Raw genomic sequence first — 25,669 nt, forward strand, 5'->3', positions numbered from 1 at the left:
AAATGCTTTGTTAGCCCAGTGGTTGACTAGTACATATAACCTAGCCAATCAAAATTTCCAACACCCCACTGCTTATCTCTGAGTGGTTTCACATACAGTTCATCAATATGCTCTACAGCAACTCCAAAGTTGGTGTGCTCGTGAAGCTTTAACCAAGACTTCATACACTGCACTTTGTTAAAGCCATTTGATAAGTAGAAATCATGTAACTCAGATATGAGGATTATGAAATCAACGTCTTTAGTTTCGGCAAATGCCGATACTTCTGACAACATGAAAGAGCCAATACCTTGCCCTCGATAACGTTCATCAACACAGTAGTCGATTACGCCCAGAACCTTATGTATTTCCCCACCGACGCTAATAACGCGATAATCCAGTCCAAGATAGCCAACCAACTGTTCACCTTGAAAATGAAAGGCACGCATATGAGGTAACTGCTTATCGAAGGCTTACCTAATCAACACTCTAAGTCTGTGTCTAAGGCAGTGAACGCCGCACTTCAGACAATGTAGTCTTCGGTGGTCCGTCCCCTTTCTCATGATCTTGTTAAGTCATCAGAACAATTATCCAACCAAAATCTTATGAAAGAGCACTTCCCTCTATTTTATGACTGCTTTCTTGAATACACACACAACAATATCGCAGTACTCATGAGTCAATACAGAGCTCTCAATGTAAAAGCCTGGTTCGGTGTACGTGACATCCAAGCATTAGAGCCAGCGCAACAAGTAGTTATGAATAATGTTCAACTAAGTGCAAAACACTATTTATTCCTAAACATTGGAGACTTCGAAAGAAACAGTGACCCTATATTTGAGCACTTCCTGAACAGACGTTACGATGTCACATTAGTCGAAACAGAAACGCTTAAAAATGTCGCTAACATTAAATGGCCAAACACGTTCGCCACTGACGTTATTGACATATACAAAGATAACCGTATTGCAATGATGTCAATGAAGGTTAAGCCTAGTACAGGGCTAGTTCAAAGCCTCTAGGTACAATTAAAAAGCGCCGGAACTTATAGAGAACCGGCGCCTTGAATGCAAAGTTTCACCTACTACTTAAACTCATGTAACACAACAGACTTATTCTGTAAAACACGACTACTTAAACATGCTTGTTTAGCTAACCCTTCAGTCTCTTTGGTATTTTTAGTTATTGTATTCTTGAATTTTTTAAAAAATGGAATAACTGCGTCTGAAGGTGTCGGAATATACCCCAAAGATAGAAACAACGACTCAAGGGTCTTCTTACATTTATCACTATCTTCAATTGCATCGAAATAATACTTAAAACCAGCCATATTAAGTTTATGCGGCATCGGAACGCCAAATTGAAATTGTTTCTGTATTACTTCGCGTATTAAAGCTGTCTGTTCTTGCGTTAATTCTCCTTTAGAGAGGTAAGCCTTCATCTCGACATACGTCACTGACTTTTTGGCCTCCTTTGGCTCACTCGAGCCATTACAGCCCGCTAGAAACACAAACATCATCACAATAACTATCATCTTTTTACACAAACCTAACTCCTCATATAACTGATTGATTATGAAATTCATTAACATGCTAAAGTTTAAGGACTCCAGTAGATACTAATCCGTAATCTACACTCGATGTATTGGTTTATATGCATTTGTAATCACTTATACTAAAGAATAAGATCTATGCAAATTAGTTATATTGACAATGTAGACATAAGCTAGATATATACAATCAGCATGTGGTTTACCCCCATTATTATAGGATTCGAAATGAGAGATAGAGACATCTATTGTTAGTTTTCGATGACTCCAACTCTGTTTAGGAGGGCTATAAAGTAAGAACGACTTACTTGGCTGTCTGGAAAAGCTTGGTTTCTTAATGCTTCTATTGCCTTATGATGCAATTCTGAAACATCAATTTCTTGTACGATTTCCATATCATGTCCTCGAAAAGGGCTAACGCCCTGTTAAGGTGTGAGCAACGCAATACCAAAGCCGCCGCATACCACCTTAATCACCTAAACCAACGCATAGTAAAAATGCCACGCGTTGCGAATCACTCTTAAACAGTTTATTAGCTATTTTTTCAAGAAATCAAGAAAGTTAACGTCAAACACACCTTCTTCATCTTCTATACGAACCATAGAATTGAAAGAGGCTTCTTCAAAAGAAGGGTTTTCTTTTAAGATGTCTAGAAACAATGGCTTAATTCCATCACTTTCTATCGCCAAAGCAAGTGATTCGTGCGCAATCCTAATCAGTAGTTTAATATCTTCATCTTCATCTTCATCGCCTGAAAGCTCCTCCTCCTCCCAACTTTCCATGATATCTCGAAGTTTAGATACATTCTTATTACCTCTTTCAAAATCAGAGAGAATAATAAACTCATTATGTGAGACTTGATTATGTTGGACAAAATCCAGCCCATCCTTATTCCATATATTCCAATGCATGTCATAATGCCAAAAGGCTACAGATATAGTCATATGGGAAAAAGCCTTCTGGCTCACGTAAAATTTTAATTCATTAATTCTGCTATCAATTAGCGTTAATAAAACACTCTTGTAACAATCAACTAGCTCAGTTTTATCTATCACAACAATTCCTATAGTGGATAAAGATTAAAAAGTGACGATTCCGATAAATAGCTAACGCCGCATTAAGGTGTGAGCGACGCTTGGCTATACTTGAGCGAAGCGAAAACGCCAAGCGTTGCGAATCACCCTTAAATGCTTTGTTAGCTGTATACTAAATTATTTCTGAGAGATGCCCATTTACTGGCTCAGAAGGCATGCCTTGTGTGTGTTTAGCAAATGATTCAGGACAAGGGAGTTGGTTGACTACTCTTTTCTCCACATGACTATAATAAAACTGGTTGTCCCATGTTTTAGATATAAATCTATTTTTATAGGAATTTAACCTATTATCACTCCCACCCCAACCGAACCAAATTATAGGGGTATACTCTTTTTCACTTTCACAAGTCGGTATATTACTGAAATTCGCAATTTTGTTACATGCGGAGCTCAAGTCAGCGTCGCATAAGTAAAAAAGGTTCCAGACACGAACATAAGCGTTTATAGGAATGTCCTTCTGAGCAATTTTATAAGCATCCAAAAAGCGATTGCGAACGGCTGGAAGCATTTTGTCGCCATTGAGATCGAGAGGTTGCAGTTCTCCAAATATGTGAGGTTGAGCCGAACCAGGATTTTTACCAACTATGGCTCCAACACAAATACTCGGTTCTTGCGGGTCAAATTCCGTAAGGTAAATACGAGTATCAAACCTAAAAAGTTGACCATTTATTTTTTCAAATCTTGCAAAATAACTCAATTTTACCTCCTTGCAGCTAACGCCCTGTTAAGGTGTGAGCAACGCAATACCGACGCCACCGCATACCACCTTAATCACTTAAACCAACGCATAATAAAAATGCCACGCGTTGCGAATCACTCTTAAACAGTTTGTTAGCTGTTGGTTTTTGGTATTACCTTAAGACTTGGGTTAGGTGAGTCTGTAAGTTGTTTTACGATTCTATACTCACTTTGTCCTGAGCTACCAAGAGCGTCAACATAATGAATTGTAACAGTTGACTCATCAGGTATAGCGCTAGCAAACCTAAACTGAAATTGAACTTCTTGACTCATTTCCCAAGCATGAACTTCCGTTGGATGCTGCTGTGCCATCGGCTCACTAAATACTATATTCAAGTTAGTAGATGTACTTCCTGTGTTTTTTACATTAAATCTAAACGTACTTTTACCAGAACTATGAGCAGCCCCAACAGCAAGGAATACAAAATTAGGCTTTGCCGCCTCAACACGCCGTTTGTTTTCCAATTCAACAACATTGCGCTCAGCTTCCAATTGAGCTCTAGTAACTTCAACCAACTCTCGCTGTTGTTTAACAGACTGATTAAGTTCCGCAGCTTGCAGCTCAAGTGCTTTGGTACTCTGTTGTAACTCTTTCCCTTGCTGCAAAAAACCGAGTACTAGCCACAAAAATGCTACAGGTCCAAAGATGCCGGCAAAGAAGTCTCCAACTTCGTTTAAATCCATGACAAGTATTTGCCCAATTCGATCACTTAATATTGAGAGCAAACCGACCATGTATATTGCCGTCAATACAAAACCAATCACAGTTAAATTTTTATTCATAATCTCCTCAGACAGCTAACGCCCAATTAAGGGGTGAGCAACGCTACCACCCGACCTAAAGCATTGTACCGTAACCACTAAATTTGAAGTATAAGAAAAAATGCCAAGCGTTGGGAATCCCTCTTAAATTGTTTGTTATAGCTACAACTCCCCACGAGCGGCTTTGAAAGCATCAGCCATTGCATCACTAAACGGATTATTCTTGAGCCTTTCAATTTCGGATTCCAACTCCAAAATACGAGCTTTCCTTTGAGAGTCCTTCATATTCAAGTCGCTTATAATTCCTCTATATGCGGGAACAATTGAAGACTTAACCTTTTCTGTTAGTTCAGCGATTGAATTAAAGTAACTAGGATTATGAAGCTCTGATAACTGAGTCTTAAATTGCTTAAGTTTGAATTGTTTTTCTTTTAGTTCTTCGTCGGCATCATCGTACAGTTTGCGTTCACCAGTAAGATGTGAGCTATTGCGGAAGAAAACTAGTACGTGTTTCTTGTATTTCTTTGAAGCTAGCAAATATTCCCAGTGAGTAACACTTCGGCGACCACCTGTCATTTTAGGGAGGATTGAACCATAGCGGTCTCCTACTAGTAAGATCACGAAATCAGCTTCTTTGATACCCCTTTCGATTTGGGATTTTGACGAGTTATTCGATGCGGGCTGAATATCTAGTGCGTTGACATTGATTGACTCTGACCGCAATACATCTGCTATTGCCTGTCTCTCGTCCATAAAATCAACAAATGTCGAGCTGATAAACACCGAAGGATGTAAGCTTTGACTAATACTCAATTTAACTCCTTTGTTTCATTTATTGGGTAGCTATAACGCCCTGTTAAGGTGTGAGCAACGCAATACCGATGCTTCCGCATACCACCTTAAACACTAAAATCAACGCATAGTAAAAATGCCACGCGTTGCGAATCACTCTTAAACAGTTTGTTAGCAGTCTACTTAAAACTCCCACCAAAACTTGTTATTTTCCTCAGACAGTTGCTTTAAGTTGTCTAGCACATTGGATAAACACGACTCCATTAATTCATAATCAAGATCTGGTAATTTCACATCATTGTACATTGCTGTGAAAGTGAAAGGTTCATGTGAAATATTATGAACAATTTCACTTCTAACTTTCGAGTACGCAATAGAACCGATAGAACCTTTATGGATATGGTCTTCAAACCATTTTCTTTGATTAGAGTTAAGGTGCAGTTCTTTTACCTGTTCTCTTACAAACTCTGGTTCTCTGACTGATTCACCAATTTCTGTTAGCTTGACTACATAGGCATCATAGTTTCGGCTAAAGCTTTTACTAGGTAAGCAACCTAATAACCCTACTGGGTGAATTTTATCCCAAAACTCATAACCGCTGAACTTCACTAAAGTATCAGTAAATGCTTCTGCTTTTGAATATATTGTCTTGCTCTCTGCACCGTCTCCGGAAAGCTGAAACCTCTTACTACCGATCGCCTCGATATAGCAACAGCACAGAGCTAACGCTTCTTCTTCAGAGATTTGAGCAATTTCTCTTATTTTTGCTAATTTCAGTTCTAGGTGTTCCAAATACACCTTATGAGAAATTATTTTTACTACTGTATTCATTATTACCTCTGTGACTGCTAACGCCTTGTTAAGGTGTGAGGCACGCAATACCGAACCCTCCGCATAACACCCTAACCACTAAACCTGACGCATAGCAAAAATGCCACGCGTGCCGAATCACTCTTGAACAATTTGTTAGCAGTTTTTTCTACACAAAATTATGCTTTTATCGCATACACCGTTATGTGGTTTGAAGTTTCACGCTCATAGACACTGACATGAAGCACTTGGAACCCTGCTTTCTCTAGTTCAACAACTAGATCACTTTCAGAGGTAACATGACGATATGGACTGCCATCCCTATAAGTTTCATAGCTAATTTCATTTTTAGAGCACAAGCTACTGACAAAAAATACCCCGTTTTCAGACAGTGAACGATAAACATGACTCAAAAATATGACTCGATCTGCACCGATAATGCAATGCAAGCAATTACCGTCAATAACAACATCATAACGTTCTGGAAGTTCAAGAGACGCTACCGTTAGGTCCGCTAAATAATAATTACCCTCGACTCCTGTTGCTCTGGCTTTTTCCTTTGCCCATTCAATTGCGGTTGGTGAAATATCTATACCTGCCACCTCAAAGCCTAACTTCTGGAAAGCTCTGCAATGATGTCCTTCACCGCAACCTAGTTCGAGCAGTTTACCTTGCACCGTTCGTTTAAATAGCTCGAGAAAACGCTCAACTAAAACTGCTTTAGACATTCGCTCGTTGCCACCCCAACCTTCCCAGCCAGCTTCGCGAGCTTCAACATACATGTCTTCATGAACTTGGTAGTTTTGTTTCATATTCATCCTTGACTGCTAACGCCTTGTTAAGGTGTGAGGTACGCAATACCTAAGCTTCCGCATAACACCTTAACCACCAAACCTAACGCACAGTAAAAATGCCACGCGTGCCGAATCACTCTTGAACAATTTGTTATGTGCGTTGCCAACCTTTAGCCACTAAATACTTATCAGGGATCCTTAAGCGAACTTCTTCATCAATTTCGGCAAGAGTATCGAACAAATCTGGATAACTAACTTTACGTGATAAAATACTGAAGCTTATACCTTTCGATACTTCACTGAAAAATAAGCTATTTCGCTCAAAAGTAATCCTAATTACCGAATATCTATAAAGGGAAAACTCAAGCACAAACCTCTGAAATGGTATGTTGGTGCTCTCTGAAGTACAAAAGTCATCAGCAGCACTCCCCCAGTAATCAGATATTTGAGTGACTAAGCTCGCTTCAATTTCGTCGATATCCATTCGATGATCCATTATTTTTATAGCTCCAAGCACATAACGCCCTGTTAAGGGGTGAGCAACGCAATACCGATGCCGCCGCATACCACCTTAAAAACTAAAATCAACGCATAGTAAAAATGCCACGCGTTGCGAATCCCTCTTGAACAGTTTGTTATGTAATTTTTTGTGCTGCCTCTATAACCAAAAGCAACGATACCCCACCAACAATGATAGGCAGAATAAACTCGAAAAAGGAACGTATCATTGAAACTGGTTTTTTAGCAGATAACCACACACGATTTTTACGATATAGCATTAATCGAGATGAACTAACCTCTTCAGCTATTGGGTCTTTTGGACGATATTCGTTTTCGCGTTCGATTACATGGTTTTTATACTCTGATACGTCGAGCTCAATCACAGCTTTTTTCCACACTATGAAATCGGAGAATGCATATAAGATAAATGCAAAAATAAAGTAGACAAGCATCGCTGCGAGTACATAGAAAAACGAACTTTGTTCAGTTGCAGCTAGCTCAATCCCCAAAGCACTTACTTTGTTCGGAACAATACCTGTTTTAGCGAAAAACACCCCTAACATACTTAACCCGAGAAGCATTCTTCGTTCCTTTCTCGTCACCTCTGAAAGAGGGTCTACAAGTGCTTTTTCGCTGTTACTTTCTGAAGTTGAACTCATCTTTTTACCAAAATTACATAACGCCTGCGATAAGGGGCGACAAAGCATACCGTCCAAGCTCGACTTGCATGCCATAAACACCGAAGCCAAACCAGAACCAAAATCGCCGTGCGTTAGGCGTCCCTCTTAATTGCTTTGTTATGAAACTTAAATTAAACCAATAAGTTGTGCAATGTGCACGTACTGACTTTAAGAATAAGCTCACCGAATCAGATGCAACTTCTTCGAATACCGAAAGCACTTTGATTCAGGGCGTTTGCATTGACCATGCGGTTAGCTAATAGCCGAGCGTTGTTGGGTTGTAGCAAAAGTCGTGTACGGCGTATTAGCGAGACTGCCCTACTCGTTCAGCCCGAAAACTCACAACTTCCAATTAGCTAAATCAAAGCATATTTCAGCGACAGTGTTAGGAACAAATACAGAACTTTAAGAAGGTTTCATAACGCCCTGTTAAGGTGTGAGCAACGCAATACCGAAGCTCCCGCATACCACCTTAAACACAAAACACAACGCATAGCAAAAATGCCAAGCGTTGCGAATCACTCTTAAACAGATTGTTAGCTTTACCGGCCAAATCCTATACCTCTAGATCGAGAGCGCTTCTGTTGTAACTTTTGCGTATGAGTTAACTCTGGTTTGAGTGTAAGAGAGAACTCTAATCCAAACTCTTTCAAACTCATACACCTTGTAAGCTTATTTTCCCCATTTACTGCAGCCACAAAAGCAAAACTACCCGATACCCCACCAGATGAAGATCCTGGTGTTTTTTTACCTTTGATCACCTCTTCAAGGTATTCAATAAACTGAACTTGATTCTTTCCGTACTTGAATATGTTTCCAACATCTGGGAGGCGTCTATTTGAGAAATATGTACAAGCCCTGACATCAAAACAACCGCCATCATTAGTTCCATAGACCAAGAAATGGTGCGTATCATTGTCAACCAGCTTCCTCTTGGTTGTTTCATATGAAATATACTTGGACTTTTCAGAGGCAAGCGCTGCGTTATCAACTTTAAATTCAATTAACAGCCACTTTTCATCATTACCCAGAATAGAATCTCCGGCAGCTTCTTGCTTGCCGTCCAGTGGAGATAATATCGCTTCTTCAGGGACATACTTTCGAATAAAAAAGTACTCAACTGTTTTTTCCCACCACTTCATATACACCTCTATTTTGTGTGAAGCTAACGCCGCATTAAGGGGTGAACAACGCAAACCACCCTACCTAAACCATTGTGCCGTAAACACTTAAGCTAATTCAAACCAAAACTGCCAAGCGTTGTGAATCCCTCTTGAATGCTTTGTTAGTTGCCAAACCTAAAGCTTTGATTTTAAGTTAATTACCGCTTTACCAACGCTAGCTTTATGTACTTTGAAAAACTCAAATCAGGCGCAGTTTCAAAGCGCCTGTCACTGAAACCACATAGGACTCAAAACGCCGTAGAAAACGGACTAACAACACCAAAAAGATCTTTTGAGAAGACAATATTACAAAGCTGACTTTCAACAAGTTAATCGGTTTCTGAAACGGAAAATCCAACCACAAAAGAAACCTGAGAACGATTTTTCACAAACCCGAGCGATTTAGAATTGAAATACGAAACCCGACCAAAAACACACTGACTTTAACTCTAAACACTCTGCTCTAGCTGCGTTTTCCTCGTTGGCAACTAACGCCCAATTAAGGGGTGAACAACGCCTCCCCCCAAACCTAAAGCATTGTGCCATAAACACTAAATTTGAAGTAGAAGCTAAAATGCCAAGCGTTGTGAATCCCTCTTAAATTGCTTGTTATAACCGGTTAAAGCAAGGTTTGAAGTTTCGTTAAAATACTTTCAGAATATAAGCCTGCTAAGACACCGATAATTAGTCCTCCTGTAAGATCCTCCACGGTAATAGCTTTAGTCGCTTCAGGCTTTCTGGAAGCAAGCAGACTAATCACTAAACCTAAAGCGACACTTCCACCTAGCACGCCCCAGTTCATGAGAACTTCATCTGAAGTTGATAAAAGCGTATTTTTTATAACATAACCAACAGCTGCACCAATCATTCCGCCAGTAGGAACAGCAAATGCAGAAGGAAGAATTGAGATTCTTGAGGTTACAGTGCGAGTGTGTACTACATCGTCATTTAACTTATAAGTTGCTTTAAAAGATACATCCATTTTCTTTGATTTTAAAAGGTGAGGTGCTCTGTATGAAAATGGAAATGTTATCGTACTACCAACAGGTAGAGAGATTCCTTTCGAAAACTCTCTACCTTGAACCTTTTCTAGCCGCTCCATGACCCTTTTTAGTTTATCTTTATTTATAGAGTAAGCTTTAGGCAAAAATGACTCCTCAGACTCAAAGCTTATAACTTCTTTCTCAAGCCGCTCTACATCTTCCCATTCATCAATTTTTAAAGCTTCTTCTGCCCAGTAGGGTGTTGTTGGCTGTGTTTTCTTTTTTGAAAAAATAGAAGCATATCCATCTACAAGTTCGACAATAGCCAGTGCTATAGCCTCACTGAATGAAATTTTCTTTCTGCGTTTTCTCGCATACGCACTTTCCACACCCTTTTCTAACTCTCTGATTAAGCGTCGTTTCTTATCTTCGAGTTCTGTTAGGTTAGTAGCATCAAGGTCATCATTTATTGATAGCTCTCGACCGGCGGAAAGAGTATTAAAAACTTGCAAATCTGATATAGGTTGACCTGAAATATTCGTAACATTTAAGCTCACTGAATACTCTTGGCTACCCGCTATATAATCTTGTGTCACCAAATTAATGGCGATATTTTCTGAATCTTTCACCAATTATCCTTGAGGTTATAACGCCTTGTTAAGGTGTGAGGCACGCAATACCGAAGCTTCCGCATACAACCTTAACCACTAAAGCCAACGCATAGTAAAAATGCCACGCGTGCCGAATCACTCTTGAACAATTTGTTATAACTTAGATGACACAGCATCTCTAAGTAACTCGATGACACCAACCAAACTTTCCGATTTATTGGTACTTTCAATATCGTCAGGGCAGATCCAATTTAAAAAGTCATCAGCATGTTGCCCACCAAACATTTCAATGATTTCTTTTTGCACTTCGGTCGGTGAAAGATGCACAGCTCTATCACTAACATGCGCAACGCAATGATTTCTCAGTTTGTTAATTGCTTTGTTCTTTTTGACGGCTTCATTAAATTTCCCTCTTACCTTATTGTGTTCAGGAATTAATTTATTGAGCTCATTGCCATACTTGGTGTTTAACTCTACATATTTACAGCAATTAATCACTAATGAAAATGTACACAACCGCCAAATACATTGCTTTTTTACAAAGTTCTGTGGTTCTTGCAGAAATGGCTTCGATTCATAGTCCTTTAAAACAGTCACAGCCATCGCCAGATCTCCAAGTAAATCTGTCAAAATTTGCTCTATTTCAACCCATTTTTTTGACATAGCTTCCTCTGAGTTATAACGCCTTGTTAAGGTGTGAGGCACGCAATACCGAAGCCTACGCATAGCACCTTAACCACTAAAACTAACGCATAGTAAAAATGCCACGCGTGCCGAATCACTCTTGAACAATTTGTTATGTAGCCGACTTTCAGCTTAGTGCTTTCTGCCCAATTAGGATTTTGGGGGCAATACCAGCTTTGCGATACAAACCTAAAGCAGATTCATTGAAGGAATATACTTCTAAAAACAGCTCTTCTCCGCCGTTAGAAATAGCCCTTTCCTCAAATGCCTCTATTAGCGCCAATCCAACGCCTTGGCTTCTAAAGCATGAATCCACTACTATTTGTTCAATGCTCGCGATTTTTCGCTGTTTGAGCGTCCAAGACTTACGAACCCATAGCTCACCAAAAACAAAACCTACTAACAGCCCTTTGCTTTCGGCTACCAGAAAAATCGAGCTTTCACTTTCGATTATCTTGTGCAGGTCTATTTTTTGTTCAATTTCTTCCGGTGATAAGAAGTCATCAGGTAAATTTGCTTGATGATACTCATTAAGCTGAAACTGTAGTTTCTTGATAACACTGATATCTTCAATGCGAGCTTGGCGAATATTTAACATATATAAATCCTTTTAACTTACCGTCCTCTCGTGGCTACATAACGCCTTGTTAAGGTGTGGGGCACGCAATACCGAAGGTTCCGCATAACACCTTAACTACTAAAGCCAACGCATAGTAAAAATGCCACGCGTGCCGAATCACTCTTGAACAATTTGTTATACGAATTTCTTCAGTGCCAACACTTGCTGTTCAAATAACTCACAATCTGACTTTGAGTATGACTTAGCGACATTAACTCATTGAACGCCCGTTTCATCTATGTGACGAAACTCGACTTGAAGTGCATATTTAGAACAACGAAAAAGAGCAAAAACCAAACCTACAACCGTCAGACTAAGAACTAAAACTAGTAGCCATTGTGGCACCTCTTCCAACCTTGGAATAACTAACCAAACTGCCCCTGAAAAAACACATACCCAGAATAAAACTTGACCTAAATTATCAAGAAAACTTAACTTTTTAACCCTAACATTGTTTATCTTAGACAAAGGATATGAGTCTTTCTTAAACCTGAACTCTTTTGAATCCAAGTTAAAATCATTACTTTTGTACATAATTTCCCTCTATTCGTATAACGCCGCGTTAAGTGGTGAACAACGCTGACACCAAACCTAAACCATTGTACCTTAAACACTTAACCCGACTAGAACTGAAATCGCCAAGCGTTGTGAATCCGCCTTAAACGCCTTGTTAGGCGAAGTTTTCCACCAGTGTTTAAGTTGTTTTGAAAGCAGATTACCCGAAACCAAATAAGCAACCAAACACCCACTGACTTTTTGTGATTCAAGAACTACTGAAGCCACTATGTTTCAGCCAAGATTTTAACAACCACGAAATGCTGACCTTCAGCAACAAAGCAGGTTTTGAACCCGAGAATGCCAAAGCTACAAACTAGCAGCAAAATCGAAAGCCTCAATTGACTTGCCCTTGCCACACTTTGAGCCAGTGAAACTCACAACCAACCGACTATGAAAGCCAATGAGGCAACCCGAAAACCTTGGCATGTTTTACGGCCAGAGAGATTCAAGAATTTGAACCGACAATCTTGAATTGCCGACTTAGAAAAACGAATGCTCAAAGAGACCTAAGAAAATGAGAACAAAGAACTTTCCTGCCCGTCGCCTAACGCCGCATTAAGGTGTGAGCGGCGCTTGGCTATACTTGAGCGAAGCGAAACTGCCAAGCGTTGCGAATCACTCTTAAATGCTTTGTTATGGCGCAACTCTCAAAGATGGCCACCTAACTAACCACCCTTTCGAATTTACACGATTTTCAAATATTGCTCGTGACCTTTTCGGATTATGCGTGATGCAGTAGCCAAATAAAGATTCGACCCCAAATGCTGATACAACTTCATATTGATTCACACCTGTTTGACGAACGCCAACGGCAGTTTCTTTTTCAGGCCAGTAGCTCATAGCATCCACTGAACTTTGATAAGGTTCATCACCATTACGTTCATGCATTTGAGCTTGATTTCGAACTTGCCAATTAAGCTCAGGCATACAACCTTTCAAGTACTCTTCATAACCCAGATAGGCATTAGGATTCGATTCATTAAGATCAAAGTAAATCACATCAACGTCATTCAAAGCAGTCGTAGATTCAAACCCATGTAACGAGTCCCAAACTAAATTTCGCACGAAACCCGCTGCTATATAACACTGAGGTAGGTTCAGCAGAGACACATGATTTAGTGCCTCAGTCCGTATTGGGTCACGTTTTATTAATTCTACGATTTCGTCCATTTTCGCCCTGCGCCATAACGCCCAATTAAGGTGTGAAGCACGCAACCACGACTCTCAATTTGACCACCGTAAACACCGAACTCAACCCAAACCGAAAATGCCAAGCGTGCTGAATCACTCTTAAATTGTTTGTTAGGTTTGTTGCAAATATGGTGCTATAAAGTCAACCAGAAAGCAGTATAACAATATAATACCGGCTCCAAATCCCGACAAAACTGTTGGAATAACTGTAAAAACCCAGACCCTAGCGTTAATCAGTGCGCTTTTTTGCTCAATACGCTGTATTTCACTTAGAGACGACATGTCGGGCTTTTGAAGCCGTTTTGAGACTCTGTGCATTTGTACTGAAACACTGATCATTTTATATAGTTCAAATCCTATAAATGTCATCAGTGATATCAGTATAAGTGCGCCTGAGCTTAAAATAGCCCATTGAGGTAAATCACTTTTTAGACTTGACCATAAAGTAAAGAAACCGACATAACCAGCAGCAATAATTACATTGCTGTAAGAGTTAGCTTTTCCGTATACGTGAGCAACTACTTCTTTTGTCGCCGCTATATTTTCGTTTGTCATGATACGAGCTTGCTGCTGACTCATCCGATTAATGTGACCCGCTAAATCATTGTGCCTATCAACACAACGTCGTTCCATATCGTATATTTCTCTGCTCAATTCACTATCTCCAGAAAACCTAACGCCGCATTAAGGGGTGAACAACGCAAACCACTCAACCTAAACCATTGTGCCGTAAACACTAAAGCCGATTCAAACCAAAACTGCCAAGCGTTGTGAATCCCTCTTGAATGCTTTGTTAGTTGCCAAACCTAAAGCTTTGATTTGAAGTCAATTGCCGTTTTGCCAACACTAGCTTTACGTGTTTTGGTAGACTCAAATCAGGCGCAGTTTCAAAGCGCCTGTCACTGAAACCACTTGGAGCACGCAACGCCGTAGAAAACGAACTGACAACACCAAAAAGCTCTTTTGGACAGACAATGTTACAGAGCTGACTTTCAACATATAAATCAGTTTCTGAAACAGAAAAACAAACCACACAAGAAACAAATCACGATTTCAAAAACCTAAATAACTAAAAATTGAAATACGTAAACCTAACCAAAAATACACGGGCATTAACCCTGAACATTCTGTTTTGGCTGCGTTTCCCTCGTTGGCAACTAACGCCCTGCTAAGGGGTGAACAACGCAATACCGAAGCCGCTGCATACCACCTTAATCACTAAAATCAACGCATAGTAAAAACGCCACGCGTTGTGAATCCCTCTTGAGCAGTTTGTTAGTTTGCAGACCCAAAACGTTGATTTTACGTTATTTTAAACTTTGCGAACAACAAACTTTATGTACTTTGATGCACTTAAGTCAGGCGTAGTCTAAAAGCGGCTAGTCAATGAAACCACTTGGAACAAACAACGCCGCAGAAAACGAACTCACAAAACCAAAAAGCGCTTTTGGAAAACCAATCTCACAATGCGGACTTTCAACAAAGCCGCTGAAACCACGTGAACTTACCACACCAGAGAAAACGCCATTTCAGCGAGTAAATCGGCTTTTGTACCAACAAACTCAACGAGCAGAGTTTCAGCAAAAAAGTTCGACTCAGTGAACCCAAAAATCGCCGCACCAAAGAACAAATCAACCGTTGAAACGATGCCAATTTTGGATTTTTACCACGCTAATTAAGACTGAAATTGAACGCCGATACGATAATTTCAATTTTGAGCTTTGACCACTAGATCTTGCGATATAGCTGCATTTTTCCTCTTGCAAACTAACGCCGCATTAAGGTGTGAGCAACGCTGCCACCTTACCTAAACCATGCACCTTAAACACGAAACCCAACGCAGAGACGAAAATGACAAGCGTTGGGAATCACTCTTAAATGCTTTGTTAGCAGACTATTCAGTCTTGCGCACGTTCATACATATCTAGCAAGTCAAATGGAGCAAGGTTTTTACCTAATTCCGTTAGAGTTAATTGTTTTTCATTGGGTAAATTTTGAAACTTTAATTCAAAGCGTAAATCGACTTTAGTAAAAAGTAACTTTTTGATCTCATTTACTCTTAACTTTGTTAATGGATATTCTTCTTTTTCAGAATTTTCAACCAATAAGAATAACTTCATCAAAGTACCTAACTCATGAAGTGAACACTGATACAAAGAGTTTTTATATAAGTACCCAATACTTATCGATAGATCCGTCTCAACTTGCTTAACCTTTTGGATTAAGTCATCACTTACAGATTGCATTTTTGATGATGCAATACATTGACTATTCTTACTTTCATACTCGATTAATGATTTGTTTACCGCATTGAGCATAAGCTCATCGGTAGCAGATGCTAAACGAGGTAATAGAAGAAAAAGTACTAGGATTATAATTTTTTTCATTCAGACACCTTACATCCGTAATGCACAGCTTTCCAAAACTGGCGTTCTTTATGACTAATCTTACCTCGTATCATTTGTAAACCTGCAATTGTACTGATTTGGTTTTTAGCATGGCGTTCTAATGCCCCAAAAGATCTAAAAAAGTACTCCCAGTTCGTTTGATATATACTCCAAGAAGTGGTGGCGACATCGTTAGACACTAGTTGAAATCCCAATGTTTTCTCTATAGGTCCGGCAGACGCTGGAGCTTTTACAGTTAAGCCACCAAAAATCACAGCCAAATGTCCCAAAGCTATAGCAACCCAACCATCATCAATCTTGGCATTCATTTCGTTTATAGCATTTAGCGCTTCTTGGCTTTCCTCATCAAATGTCAATCCAATTAATACTGGACACGGTTTGTTTTGCATTTCAAATACTCCTAGTAAAATCTAACTATAATTTTTTGGAGCGAGTTTTTTAAAAAAAATCAGAATATTTGCGTATCAGTTTTACTTATACTGAAAATGATAGATCTCATTGTTACTTGTTTTGGCTGCTAACGCTTTCTATACGGCGATTTGCCGTTTTTCTGGCAGGCTACCGCCTTCTTTCTTATCAAAAGCGCTATCAATCGTAGCACTTATATGCATGAAACAAATAGAAAAACAGTATGAATATGTGTGGTGGCGCGCGCAATTAGGCGGCGCACAGCACGCTAATTTCAAAAGTGGTGATACATTAACGGAGCTGTATAAATAAACAGGTTAATTTATCATGAAAAGTCAGTTTTTACTTAGTGTAAAAGAGCACATGCTTACTCGTCATTATGCGAATAAAACTATCGAAAGTTATCTATTTTGGATAAAACGTTTTATCACTTTTCACCAGCTCGCCCACCCATCAACACTAGCAGAAGATGATGTCATTCAATTTCTGAGTTACTTAGCGGTAGAAGAAAAAGTTGCGGTAAAAACGCAAGCTTTGGCGCTGAACTCAATATCATTTTTATATCGTGATTATTTTAAAACCCCACTATCACTTGATATGAGATTTCAGAAATCCTTGACCGAAAAGAAACTTCCCGTTGTGTTAACTAGGGAGGAGATCCGAAGATTCGTTCAGCATATCGACCCGAGGTATAGACTCCATATTCAGCTACTTTACGGCTCCGGGCTTCGAGTTATGGAATGTTTACGCTTAAGAGTTCAAGACATCGATTATGATTATGGTGCAGTTCGCGTTTGGCAAGGAAAAGGAGGTAAAAATCGTACAGTCACATTAGCCAAAGAACTACATGAACCACTCAAAGCTCAAGTTAATTTAGCAAGAAACTACTACTTTAAAGATAGGCACATGCCTGGTTATGCGGGCGTATATATCTCTGAAGGTTTACGACGTAAATACCCAAAAGCGGAGCTAGATTTTAACTGGCACTTTTTGTTTCCATCAACAAAGTTAAGCGCAGATCGAGACACTGGTGAACTCAGAAGGCATCATATCAATGAAAGCGCAATACAAAGAGCGGTAAAGCGCGCGGCAAGCGACGCAAGCATTGAGAAAACTGTAACTTGCCACACACTAAGACACAGTTTTGCCACGCATTTATTGGAATCTGGCGCAGACATTAGAACTGTTCAGGAACAATTAGGGCATACTGATGTAAAAACCACGCAAATCTATACTCACGTTATCGAGCGCGGGGCTGGCGGTGTGTTGAGTCCATTATCCAGCCTTTAGAAAAACAAAGCCACCTCGAAAGGTGGCTTTGCTTTACAACTCGTTATTGACGAACACCGAGTTTCACATTGCCTTTTGAATCAAACCAAAGTGCTTGCGAACGGCGACGTCCTATTAGTATCGGACCATCGTCATAAAAGAGAAAGTTCTTCCAGTGCTTTTTAAAAATAGACCATTTCGTTTCGATGACATTGTACTTCTCGTAGCAAAAGTAAACGGTTACATCGTCTTGCCAATCGATATGTGCCTCAGCTTCCGCTGGCATGTCAGGATCATCCGACTCCCACGCAGCCATCCAATCCACAGTTTCAGACCAATTCGCCTCGTTCATTGGCCAGTCTTGGGAACTTAGTCTATCCATATCAGGGCTTTGAGCACTGATATTTTCTTTCCAAAATTGTGCTGAGCGGGCTTGGCTCATCGGCTTAATAAAAGCCAAATCTTCTTCTGGCACAGGCATCGACTGATGCGTAAAAATCCATTTTCTTTGGTATTCGTCCAAAGGCAAATAAGACATTCAGTCTCCTTTATTACGATTTCAGCCAACCTTTCTCTGTGGCTTCTTCAATCAACTCTTTCGCTTTGTCCCATAAGGTAACAGAGCCAAATTCAATTCGTTTATTAATGGTAAGTGCTTGTTCGCGTGAGACACCATGTTCCTTCCAACTCTGACCATTATTATGGTAGTTCAAGAGCATTGGAATTAACCGATCGAGTGCTTTTGCATACTTAGCATCATCGGTCTGCGCGGCTTCAAATTCATGCCAAAGCGCCAATAGCTCTTGCTCCTGATCGCTGGGTAACATACCAAACAAGCGCTCTGCAGCTCTAATTTCTTTTTCTGCTTGCTCTTGAGACGCAGCAGTATCATAAACAAAGGTATCGCCCGCGTCGATCTCTACTACGTCATGTATCAATAACATTTTCATCACTCGGCAAATATCAACAGGTGCATTCGCATGCTCTTCCATCAATATTGCCATCAGTGCGACATGCCAACTATGCTCACCACTATTTTCGAGGCGCCCTTCAGCACTTTTAACTCGAGTTCGGCGCAAAATGCTTTTGAGTTTATCGAGCTCGATTACAAGTGCTAACTGCTTTTCCAATCGTTCCATACTATCGCCCTTCTTGCTGCCAATTCGGATTAATAAGCGACGTTAGAACGTGGTCTTGCCACTCACCATTAATCAAAAGGTAATCTTTTGCATACCCTTCTCGGTTGAACCCTACATGCTCTAGCACAGATTCACTGCGTTTATTGTGAGGCATGTAGCCAGCTTGAATACGATGCAGTTTCTGAACGTTAAACATGTAGTCGCAAGCCATGGTTAATCCACGACGCATATAACCATGCCCTTGCGCTTTTTCAGCGAGAGAATATCCGACGTTACAAGAATAAAAAGGAAAACGACTCAAACTACTAAAGGATATCGTACCTAGCATTTCACCCGAAGAGGCTCTGACTAAAAGGCAATAATACCCCAATCCCATTCGATGCAGCTCATTGAGCTTGATAAGCTTTTGCAACCAACCGTTCACTGAGAAAAAAGCCTCTTCACGTTTCGGTTCAAACGGTTTCAGGTATTCTCGGTTCGCTTGAAAATATTCGGCAATCATATCTGCGTCACCGATTTCAGCGGTACGAAGAAGCAAGTCACCGTCCAACATATGAACGGCGATAGATGAGCTGTTATCTTCCATTACAAATGATTAATTCCGTCTTTTCGTTCAATTCGATTAATTCTTACGGATACCGTAATCACGCAGTTTATTAGCGATTGAGGTATGCGATACATTTAAGCGCTTAGCAAGCTTACGGCTTGATGGGAATGACTGATACAAACGTTCCAGAACTTGAGATTCATAATCACGCATGATCTCATCCAAAGAACCGTCGATGTTAAGCGTTGCACTACCAGCGCCGACTGACTGAGGCTGAGGTAAATTGAAGTGACCCGCGTTTAGTATATCACCATCCATTTCCGTGAGCGCTCGAAGAACCATGTTATCCAGCTGGCGCATGTTTCCTGGCCACTGATAATTTGCAAGGGCATCAACTAGACCATCATCAAACTCTGGCTTATCAATCCCAAGCTGTTGAGCATGTTTCGCCACAAACAACTCAAGCAATGGTGCAACGTCGTTTGAGCGCTTACGTAACGGAGGAATGCTGAGCGTAAGTACGTTGAGACGATAATACAAATCTTCACGGAACATTCCTGCTTCAGAAAGCTCGGCAAGGTTATGTTTTGTTGAAGCGATGATACGAACATCGACATGCATCTCATCTTCTGCACCGACACGACGGAAATTACCATCTTGTAGAAAACGTAACAGCTTGATTTGAAGATGCGAACTCATTTCACCGATTTCATCAAGAAATACCGTCCCGCCATTTGCTTGCTCAAAGATGCCTTTGTGGCCTTGTTCATGATTAAATGAACCCGGCGCATGACCAAAAAGTTCGGTTTCTGCTACATCGTCAGGCATCGAAGCACAACTCAAAACTAGGAATGGCTTGCTCGCGCGGCTAGAACGGCTGTGGCAAGCTTTAGCAAGCATTTCTTTACCGGTCCCCGTTTCGCCCTCAATCAACAATGGTTGGTCAAGCACAGACAGCTTCTTAGCTTGGTTCATTAGTGCTTTATGACGGTTCGATATACCAACAAAGTGCTCAAAACCCAGAGGGTTATGCAGCGGTAGCGCTTCTTCAATTCTGGCAACTTGCTGACTAGAGCGAATCGTCATTAGAGTACTCGCTAGAGTCGAGTTTTGCGCTTCGTCTCGGATATAAACGGGCATCAACTCTAGAACATAGTCCAAGCCCTCAATCACAAGGTTTTCCCGTGTTCGGCCATTCACACCCTCAGACCAACGAGAGAAACGAACACTTGGTAACAAAGCACCGATTTGAGTACCAATCACTTCTTGCTTGTGAAGGCCAAGCAATGAAAGTGCAGACATGTTTGCCATGTCTACGGCACCTTTAAGATCAATGGCAAAAACCGGATCGGGCAAGTTATCAACTAACGAGAGCAGCTCCGTATTGTGGCGCTCCATCGGCATAAACTGGATTTTACGTACGTCTTTCACCCCCGGAATACGGCGGATTTCAGCCATCAGCTCACTAAACGTATCAAAATCAATATCTGGGCAATTCAAATAGATAATACCGCTAATATCGATTTCGATACCACGCAAGTCGATGCTTTTAGACGCTAAAATATCGAGCAGTTCTCGGGTCAAGCCGAGTCGATCTTCACATAAGACTTCAAGACGCACTTAAAATATCCCAATTCACAACTGTCAGGAAAAGTTGACAGTAGTTTCTATCATGCTTGGAATGGCGTCAAGCAATCCTATCCATCAAAGTTGATATTCGTTACGGTTTCATCGTAATTGATGCAACTTTCGCCGCCACTGCCTTGCGTATGGTGCCCAACTTAACCTGACGGTCAGGATACCAGGGTAGTGGACGCAATAAGGTCATCGCTTTCAAGCCCAAACGTGCCGTTAGAATACCAACACCTAGTCCCTGCCCTGCACGAGCAGAAACTTTGCCAGCAAGATCCATCGACATCAAATCCATACTGGCATCAATAGCGAGCTCACTGGCTCCAGCCGCCGCCATATTGACAAATACCGCTCTTAGTAACTTGATGCGAGAGGCATAACCTAGCTCTACCCCATATACTTTGGAGAGGTTGTCGATCATTTTGAAATTTCGCCACGCCACCAGCAACATATCAGCGGCAGCCAGAGGGCTCACGGCAACTAGGGCCGCACACTCGGTTGCGTGCTGTGATACGATTTTCGTTGCCAACTTGTCTTGTTGGCTCACCACCATCGAGTCATACATATCAAGAATTTCAGCGTCACTATGAGCAGGGTTAATACTGTTCTGCCAACGATCAAAGCCCGGATTCTCTGCCATCACACCACTTTGTTCTGCTACGGTTTCGCAAAAGGCTTTCCCTTTCCCAACGCTCTCACTATTAACAAGTGCTTCTGCTTCTTCTTGAACACTAAAATGATTTCGTAGTTTTCGCAGTTTCCAAAGCTCTTTACCCATAGCTCCTAAACCAAGCGAAGCGATCGCAGCAATAAACCCCGTCCAGCTTAAGGCCAGCCAATCAGAAGCCTGAATTGCGGTTATAACCGAGTCCACCGCTTGCCAGCCAACCAAACCAGCAAAAGTTGCAAATGCGCCAGTCGCGAGCCATTTTCTGCCCGATTTTGGACGAATGACATGCTCGAGTTGCAATTCCTGTTCGGTCTCCTGGTGCGCTTCTTTAACTTCAACAGGTACAAATGTTTCTTTTTCGCCGAATGTTTGCTGCGCCGTCAACTCCGGTTGATTCGATTGCTGCTCTTTTTCCATTACCTTTTCAGAGAAAACTTGTTTTTGCTTCAACTCACTCATTTCAATTTATCTCCAATCAGGTAATCCAGTGCTTTGTCTAAGCGTATGTGCTTCACTGGCTCATCATTCGGTGAGGGCATCGGACGAAACGACGTAAAATCAAACCCGTTGTTTTGCCAATAAGCTGCATTTGGTAGCTTTTTCGGCACCTCTCCGGGAAACATAGTCATCGGCTCACCACCCAATGTTGTTCCTTGTAACGCCGGGATGGTCTTATCTCCAGAGGAAATAAACCCCGTCGTGGTTGCTTGGATGGAAGCGATACTCATGCAGCTCATCTCAATATTCTCGTAGGCTGCCGTTTGCCATGCTGGATGCACCATTTGTTGGAGCAGAGACACCAAATTTGGGTGCTGATCGGGCGTGATATGATCCGCTTTTGTAGCAGCAAACAACACTTTGTCGATTTTTGGTGAGAACAAACGACGCAAAAAGCTACTACGACCATAACGGAAGCTATGCATGATCTGTTCTAGCGCTTGGCGCATGTCGTAAAACGCTTCATCACCAGCATTGAGAGGCTGCAAACAATCCACCAGTACAATCTGGCGATCGAAGGTCGCAAAATGATGCTTATAAAACGCTTTCACTACTTTCTGTTGGTATTCCTGAAAACGGGCTTCTAGCATCGCTAAGTTACTGCCCTTGGACGCTTTGCTTTCCGAATCAACGCGACACGGGAAAAACTGTAGTACCGGCGCACCTGCTAGTTCACCAGGTAATACAAAGCGGCCAGGCTGAACCCAATGAAGGCCAACGTCTTTACAAGCATGAAGGTACTCGGTGTATGTGTGTGCAACTTTCTCAAGTAGTTTCTCATTCACTTCTGCAAAGAGATCCACTTTCTCCAGTTCAGAAAGCCAAGCTTTGGCTAAATCGCCACGCTGGCCTTTAAGTGCATCAAACTGAGTTTGCGACCACGTTGCAAAGTCCATGTCCAATAAAGGCAGGTCGAGCAACCACTCTCCTGGATAGTCGATAATATCAACATTTAAAATTGCGGTTTTACTCAACAGCTTTTTCGTAGTTTTATTTGGTTTGTACTTGAGCGCTAAGCGAATCTCACTCACATCACGTGTCGGTACTGGCCACTGAGGTGGAGTGGCATGAATTTGGCTCATCGCCTCATCGTAAGCAAAGCGTGGCACCATCATATTCGATTGAGGCTCACGCTTCGCCCCAATAAGGCGCTTATCTCTAGCCGCAGTCAAAAGAGGCAAATTGTCATGGGTTGCAGTATGAAGAAGCTGATTCACTAATGACGTGATGAATGCCGTCTTACCGGCACGAGAAAGTCCGGTGACAGCAATTCGAACATTAGAGTCCATACCTCTGTTGATAAAGTCATTAACTTCTTTCTTTATTCTCTTCATTACGCTTCTTTATCTTACTCCACTTTAAAACAACGTTGTCAGCGACTTCGAATTTCGATCTATGAATACTGTTCTATCCCGAATTCTATGAGTTTAACTTTATATACCTTAATAAAAGATGAACAAAACATCCGGCTTGATGCTGTATTAAAAAAAGAAAAGCCCCTGAGTGGTTCAGAGGCTTACTTAATCTACAGCATTAGTAACTCTATATGCGCTGATTACTATGTTAAACAGGAACCCGCTTTCTTTAAGCCTAGTCGTCTTCGATCAACTTATAGATAACAAATAGAGCGATTTCCAAAATCAACCACAACACACATGTGATGGTTACGTACTTTTCATCAAAGATGCTGATACCGTGAAGAATCAAGTCATAGCCAACAAAGCCACCTATCACTACAGCAAGAATAATTTGTAGAATCTGAATAAAACGAGGCATGCCGTCTCCTAATTATTGTTCGCATAACGTTTGATTGCTATGCCTAAAGGTTTATATCCTTAATTATATAGACAAAAAGTGCAGGTTTCGCTGCACTTTTGTCAATTGTTTGCTAGGTAAATCAGCACCTTGTCACATTCTCTCTACTGAGACGCAGCAAGATTGCCCTTTGCCTTATGCTTCCATCTCTTGAATTTTCACTTTCCAAGTGTCTGGACCGATTTGGTGCGCGTTAACACCATTTGAGTCGACAGCCACTGTTACTGGCATATCTTCAACTTCAAATTCGTAAATCGCTTCCATACCTAAATCTTCAAATGCGACAACGCGAGCTTTCTTGATCGCTTTCGCCACCAAGTACGCAGCGCCACCGACAGCCATTAGGTAAACCGCTTTGTGATTCTTGATAGATTCAACCGTTGCAGGGCCACGCTCAGCTTTACCGATCATGCCCATGATGCCTGTTTTTTCTAGCATCATATCGGTGAATTTATCCATACGCGTTGATGTTGTTGGGCCAGCAGGACCAACGACTTCATCACCAACTGCATCGACAGGGCCTACGTAGTAAATAAACTTACCGTTTAGATCTACGCCTTCAGGTAGACCTTCGCCATTATCTAGCATGCCTTGAATACGTTTATGCGCAGCATCACGACCAGTCAGAATTTTACCTGATAGAAGAACCGTTTCGCCTGTCTTCCACTCTTGTACTTCTTCTTTAGTAATTGTGTCTAAGTTTACGCGACGCGTATTTTCGCCCGCTTCCCAAGTGATGTCTGGCCAATCTTCTAGTTTAGGTGGTGTTAGCTCTGCTGGGCCGCTACCATCAAGCGTGAAGTGCACGTGACGAGTCGCCGCACAGTTCGGTATCAAACAAACAGGCTTAGAAGCCGCGTGCGTTGGCGCAGTTTTGATTTTAACGTCGACAACAGTCGTCAAACCGCCAAGGCCTTGCGCGCCGATACCAAGTTTGTTCACGCGATTGAAGATATCCAAACGAAGCTCTTCTTCTGCGTTTTGTGGGCCACGGTCAATAAGCTCTTGAATATCGATGTGTTCCATTAGAGATTCTTTTGCCAATACCGCTGCTTTTTCAGCCGTACCGCCGATACCAATGCCAAGCATGCCAGGAGGACACCAGCCCGCCCCCATTGTTGGTAGCGTTTTTTCTACCCACTCAGCAATATCGTCAGATGGGTTTAGCATCACCATCTTAGTTTTGTTTTCGCTACCGCCGCCCTTCGCAGCGATCTGAATTTCAACTTTATCGCCCGGAACCATGTTGATATGTACGACGGCAGGCGTGTTGTCTTTGGTATTAATACGTTTACCAGCAGGGTCCATAAGTACTGACGCACGCAACGGGTTATCAGGGTTCGTGTACGCTTGTCGAACACCTTCATCTACCATCTGCTGAACCGTCATGTCGGTCGAATCCCATTGCACGCCCATACCGATGTTGACGAAACACGTCACAATACCAGTATCCTGACAAATTGGACGGTGACCTTCTGCGGACATTCGGGAGTTAATTAGGATCTGAGCAATCGCGTCTTTCGCGGCTTGACTCTCTTCGCGGTGATAGGCTTTTTCAAGAGCTTGAACAAAGTCTAGCGGGTGGTAGTAAGAAATATACTGTAGCGCATCAGCGACACTGCTGATCACATCCTGCTTGCGTATTACCGTCATTACATGCCTCGTTATAGTTATGCTTCCATTATTGGCTTGGCTTCAATCGTGTTTGTTAAGCTTATTGCTCTTTTGAGCTTCGTTTTTTATAAACAATTGTCGAACGGCTGATATCGACACAC

General features: G+C 41.4%; 28 protein-coding genes and 2 pseudogenes. 2 read left to right on the top strand and 28 right to left on the bottom strand.

Going from position 1 to position 25,669, the window contains the following annotated elements; translation table 11 throughout:
* Positions 1–26 precede the first annotated feature (26 nt).
* Positions 27–452 (bottom strand): annotated as a pseudogene (locus tag R7P36_RS14700) (GNAT family N-acetyltransferase); the annotation flags it as partial.
* A gap of 201 nt (positions 453–653) precedes the next feature.
* Between R7P36_RS14700 and R7P36_RS14705 the strand changes: the two are divergent.
* Positions 654–1,001: a hypothetical protein gene (locus R7P36_RS14705; protein ID WP_318122197.1), complete on the top strand. Its 348-nt coding sequence runs from the start codon at positions 654–656 to the stop codon at positions 999–1,001.
* 62 nt (positions 1,002–1,063) lie between these two features.
* Here R7P36_RS14705 and R7P36_RS14710 read toward each other — a convergent pair whose 3' ends face one another.
* From R7P36_RS14710 to R7P36_RS14800, 19 genes and pseudogenes are all read right to left on the bottom strand, one after another.
* Positions 1,064–1,525 carry a hypothetical protein gene (locus R7P36_RS14710; protein ID WP_318122199.1) on the bottom strand — a complete coding sequence of 154 codons (462 nt, stop codon included), beginning with the start codon at positions 1,523–1,525 and terminating at the stop codon, positions 1,064–1,066.
* A gap of 293 nt (positions 1,526–1,818) precedes the next feature.
* A pseudogene (locus R7P36_RS14715) lies at positions 1,819–1,923 on the bottom strand (GNAT family N-acetyltransferase); the annotation flags it as partial.
* Between the two features lie 141 nt (positions 1,924–2,064).
* A complete protein-coding gene (locus R7P36_RS14720) occupies positions 2,065–2,583 on the bottom strand; it encodes a hypothetical protein (RefSeq protein ID WP_318122200.1) in 519 nt (172 codons plus the stop codon).
* 151 nt (positions 2,584–2,734) lie between these two features.
* Positions 2,735–3,319, bottom strand: a complete 585-nt coding sequence (locus R7P36_RS14725) for a hypothetical protein (RefSeq protein ID WP_230238822.1) — start codon at positions 3,317–3,319, stop codon at positions 2,735–2,737.
* A gap of 134 nt (positions 3,320–3,453) precedes the next feature.
* Positions 3,454–4,143, bottom strand: a complete 690-nt coding sequence (locus R7P36_RS14730; RefSeq protein WP_230238826.1) for a hypothetical protein — start codon at positions 4,141–4,143, stop codon at positions 3,454–3,456.
* Between the two features lie 141 nt (positions 4,144–4,284).
* Positions 4,285–4,935, bottom strand: a complete 651-nt coding sequence (locus R7P36_RS14735; protein ID WP_230238832.1) for a DUF4062 domain-containing protein — start codon at positions 4,933–4,935, stop codon at positions 4,285–4,287.
* Between the two features lie 162 nt (positions 4,936–5,097).
* A complete protein-coding gene (locus tag R7P36_RS14740; protein ID WP_230238828.1) occupies positions 5,098–5,745 on the bottom strand; it encodes a hypothetical protein in 648 nt (215 codons plus the stop codon).
* 158 nt (positions 5,746–5,903) lie between these two features.
* Positions 5,904–6,542: a class I SAM-dependent methyltransferase gene (locus R7P36_RS14745; RefSeq protein ID WP_042524094.1), complete on the bottom strand. Its 639-nt coding sequence runs from the start codon at positions 6,540–6,542 to the stop codon at positions 5,904–5,906.
* A 127-nt stretch (positions 6,543–6,669) separates the two neighbouring features.
* Positions 6,670–7,002, bottom strand: a complete 333-nt coding sequence (locus R7P36_RS14750) for a hypothetical protein (protein WP_020840836.1) — start codon at positions 7,000–7,002, stop codon at positions 6,670–6,672.
* A gap of 151 nt (positions 7,003–7,153) precedes the next feature.
* Entirely contained in the window at positions 7,154–7,678 is a 525-nt protein-coding gene (locus tag R7P36_RS14755; protein ID WP_139364674.1) for a hypothetical protein, read from the bottom strand.
* A 563-nt stretch (positions 7,679–8,241) separates the two neighbouring features.
* Positions 8,242–8,841, bottom strand: coding sequence for a hypothetical protein (locus R7P36_RS14760; RefSeq protein ID WP_318122204.1), 600 nt, complete (start codon positions 8,839–8,841; stop codon positions 8,242–8,244).
* A 640-nt stretch (positions 8,842–9,481) separates the two neighbouring features.
* Positions 9,482–10,474 (bottom strand): hypothetical protein, encoded by a 993-nt coding sequence (locus R7P36_RS14765; RefSeq protein WP_318122206.1) that lies wholly within the window; start codon positions 10,472–10,474, stop codon positions 9,482–9,484.
* A 135-nt stretch (positions 10,475–10,609) separates the two neighbouring features.
* Entirely contained in the window at positions 10,610–11,119 is a 510-nt protein-coding gene (locus R7P36_RS14770) for a hypothetical protein (RefSeq protein WP_191116293.1), read from the bottom strand.
* Between the two features lie 148 nt (positions 11,120–11,267).
* Complete coding sequence (locus R7P36_RS14775; protein ID WP_054702902.1) at positions 11,268–11,738, bottom strand: GNAT family N-acetyltransferase; 471 nt, start codon at positions 11,736–11,738, stop codon at positions 11,268–11,270.
* Between the two features lie 237 nt (positions 11,739–11,975).
* The gene (locus R7P36_RS14780) at positions 11,976–12,293 is read right to left on the bottom strand and encodes a DUF6232 family protein (protein WP_318122207.1); all 318 of its coding nucleotides are present in this window, start codon (positions 12,291–12,293) and stop codon (positions 11,976–11,978) included.
* Positions 12,294–12,950: 657 nt separating this feature from the next.
* Complete coding sequence (locus tag R7P36_RS14785) at positions 12,951–13,487, bottom strand: nucleotidyltransferase family protein (RefSeq protein WP_318122209.1); 537 nt, start codon at positions 13,485–13,487, stop codon at positions 12,951–12,953.
* Between the two features lie 132 nt (positions 13,488–13,619).
* A complete protein-coding gene (locus R7P36_RS14790) occupies positions 13,620–14,162 on the bottom strand; it encodes a hypothetical protein (protein ID WP_155604213.1) in 543 nt (180 codons plus the stop codon).
* A 1,244-nt stretch (positions 14,163–15,406) separates the two neighbouring features.
* Positions 15,407–15,895 (bottom strand): hypothetical protein, encoded by a 489-nt coding sequence (locus R7P36_RS14795; protein WP_104975429.1) that lies wholly within the window; start codon positions 15,893–15,895, stop codon positions 15,407–15,409.
* Positions 15,892–16,305: a hypothetical protein gene (locus R7P36_RS14800; RefSeq protein ID WP_050549549.1), complete on the bottom strand. Its 414-nt coding sequence runs from the start codon at positions 16,303–16,305 to the stop codon at positions 15,892–15,894. The genes R7P36_RS14795 and R7P36_RS14800 overlap by 4 nt, the downstream gene beginning before the upstream one ends.
* 346 nt (positions 16,306–16,651) lie before the next feature.
* On the opposite strand from R7P36_RS14800, the gene R7P36_RS14805 reads away from it, so the two are divergent.
* Complete coding sequence (locus tag R7P36_RS14805; protein ID WP_017636093.1) at positions 16,652–17,614, top strand: integron integrase; 963 nt, start codon at positions 16,652–16,654, stop codon at positions 17,612–17,614.
* A gap of 43 nt (positions 17,615–17,657) precedes the next feature.
* On the opposite strand, the gene R7P36_RS14810 is transcribed toward R7P36_RS14805, so the two are convergent.
* The 8 genes from R7P36_RS14810 to R7P36_RS14845 form a co-directional block, all read right to left on the bottom strand.
* On the bottom strand, positions 17,658–18,131 hold the full coding sequence (locus R7P36_RS14810) for a DUF2947 domain-containing protein (protein ID WP_017636094.1): 474 nt from the start codon (positions 18,129–18,131) through the stop codon (positions 17,658–17,660).
* 13 nt (positions 18,132–18,144) lie between these two features.
* Entirely contained in the window at positions 18,145–18,732 is a 588-nt protein-coding gene (locus R7P36_RS14815) for an HD domain-containing protein (RefSeq protein ID WP_005376917.1), read from the bottom strand.
* A 1-nt stretch (position 18,733) separates the two neighbouring features.
* Positions 18,734–19,318, bottom strand: coding sequence for a ribosomal protein S5-alanine N-acetyltransferase (rimJ, locus tag R7P36_RS14820; protein ID WP_025767303.1), 585 nt, complete (start codon positions 19,316–19,318; stop codon positions 18,734–18,736).
* A gap of 36 nt (positions 19,319–19,354) precedes the next feature.
* Positions 19,355–20,899 (bottom strand): transcriptional regulator TyrR, encoded by a 1,545-nt coding sequence (tyrR, locus tag R7P36_RS14825; protein WP_025767302.1) that lies wholly within the window; start codon positions 20,897–20,899, stop codon positions 19,355–19,357.
* A 100-nt stretch (positions 20,900–20,999) separates the two neighbouring features.
* The gene (locus tag R7P36_RS14830; RefSeq protein WP_005388274.1) at positions 21,000–22,040 is read right to left on the bottom strand and encodes a YcjF family protein; all 1,041 of its coding nucleotides are present in this window, start codon (positions 22,038–22,040) and stop codon (positions 21,000–21,002) included.
* Positions 22,037–23,413, bottom strand: a complete 1,377-nt coding sequence (locus tag R7P36_RS14835) for a YcjX family protein (protein WP_064368575.1) — start codon at positions 23,411–23,413, stop codon at positions 22,037–22,039. The genes R7P36_RS14830 and R7P36_RS14835 overlap by 4 nt, the downstream gene beginning before the upstream one ends.
* A gap of 256 nt (positions 23,414–23,669) precedes the next feature.
* Positions 23,670–23,855, bottom strand: coding sequence for a hypothetical protein (locus R7P36_RS14840; RefSeq protein ID WP_005376906.1), 186 nt, complete (start codon positions 23,853–23,855; stop codon positions 23,670–23,672).
* Positions 23,856–24,029: 174 nt separating this feature from the next.
* Entirely contained in the window at positions 24,030–25,547 is a 1,518-nt protein-coding gene (locus R7P36_RS14845; RefSeq protein WP_005376905.1) for a fumarate hydratase, read from the bottom strand.
* Between the last annotated feature and the right edge of the window lie 122 nt (positions 25,548–25,669).

It is taken from the genome of Vibrio sp. 397 (genome assembly GCF_033339395.1).
GTDB lineage: Bacteria > Pseudomonadota > Gammaproteobacteria > Enterobacterales > Vibrionaceae > Vibrio > Vibrio alginolyticus.

What these genes read in the sequence shown, in the direction of transcription:
- R7P36_RS14845 (WP_005376905.1), bottom strand. Translation starts at nt 25,547, where the DNA reads ATGACGGTAATACGCAAGCAGGATGTGATCAGCAGTGTCGCTGATGCG.
- R7P36_RS14800 (WP_050549549.1), bottom strand. Translation starts at nt 16,305, where the DNA reads ATGCAAAACAAACCGTGTCCAGTATTAATTGGATTGACATTTGATGAG.
- R7P36_RS14770 (WP_191116293.1), bottom strand. Translation starts at nt 11,119, where the DNA reads ATGTCAAAAAAATGGGTTGAAATAGAGCAAATTTTGACAGATTTACTT.
- R7P36_RS14815 (WP_005376917.1), bottom strand. Translation starts at nt 18,732, where the DNA reads ATGGAACGATTGGAAAAGCAGTTAGCACTTGTAATCGAGCTCGATAAA.
- R7P36_RS14835 (WP_064368575.1), bottom strand. Translation starts at nt 23,413, where the DNA reads ATGAAGAGAATAAAGAAAGAAGTTAATGACTTTATCAACAGAGGTATG.
- R7P36_RS14805 (WP_017636093.1), top strand. Translation starts at nt 16,652, where the DNA reads ATGAAAAGTCAGTTTTTACTTAGTGTAAAAGAGCACATGCTTACTCGT.
- R7P36_RS14830 (WP_005388274.1), bottom strand. Translation starts at nt 22,040, where the DNA reads ATGAGTGAGTTGAAGCAAAAACAAGTTTTCTCTGAAAAGGTAATGGAA.
- R7P36_RS14745 (WP_042524094.1), bottom strand. Translation starts at nt 6,542, where the DNA reads ATGAATATGAAACAAAACTACCAAGTTCATGAAGACATGTATGTTGAA.
- R7P36_RS14705 (WP_318122197.1), top strand. Translation starts at nt 654, where the DNA reads ATGAGTCAATACAGAGCTCTCAATGTAAAAGCCTGGTTCGGTGTACGT.
- R7P36_RS14755 (WP_139364674.1), bottom strand. Translation starts at nt 7,678, where the DNA reads ATGAGTTCAACTTCAGAAAGTAACAGCGAAAAAGCACTTGTAGACCCT.
- R7P36_RS14775 (WP_054702902.1), bottom strand. Translation starts at nt 11,738, where the DNA reads ATGTTAAATATTCGCCAAGCTCGCATTGAAGATATCAGTGTTATCAAG.
- R7P36_RS14840 (WP_005376906.1), bottom strand. Translation starts at nt 23,855, where the DNA reads ATGCCTCGTTTTATTCAGATTCTACAAATTATTCTTGCTGTAGTGATA.
- R7P36_RS14730 (WP_230238826.1), bottom strand. Translation starts at nt 4,143, where the DNA reads ATGAATAAAAATTTAACTGTGATTGGTTTTGTATTGACGGCAATATAC.
- R7P36_RS14780 (WP_318122207.1), bottom strand. Translation starts at nt 12,293, where the DNA reads ATGTACAAAAGTAATGATTTTAACTTGGATTCAAAAGAGTTCAGGTTT.
- R7P36_RS14740 (WP_230238828.1), bottom strand. Translation starts at nt 5,745, where the DNA reads ATGAATACAGTAGTAAAAATAATTTCTCATAAGGTGTATTTGGAACAC.
- R7P36_RS14750 (WP_020840836.1), bottom strand. Translation starts at nt 7,002, where the DNA reads ATGGATATCGACGAAATTGAAGCGAGCTTAGTCACTCAAATATCTGAT.
- R7P36_RS14785 (WP_318122209.1), bottom strand. Translation starts at nt 13,487, where the DNA reads ATGGACGAAATCGTAGAATTAATAAAACGTGACCCAATACGGACTGAG.
- R7P36_RS14810 (WP_017636094.1), bottom strand. Translation starts at nt 18,131, where the DNA reads ATGTCTTATTTGCCTTTGGACGAATACCAAAGAAAATGGATTTTTACG.
- rimJ (WP_025767303.1), bottom strand. Translation starts at nt 19,318, where the DNA reads ATGGAAGATAACAGCTCATCTATCGCCGTTCATATGTTGGACGGTGAC.
- R7P36_RS14760 (WP_318122204.1), bottom strand. Translation starts at nt 8,841, where the DNA reads ATGAAGTGGTGGGAAAAAACAGTTGAGTACTTTTTTATTCGAAAGTAT.
- R7P36_RS14795 (WP_104975429.1), bottom strand. Translation starts at nt 15,895, where the DNA reads ATGAAAAAAATTATAATCCTAGTACTTTTTCTTCTATTACCTCGTTTA.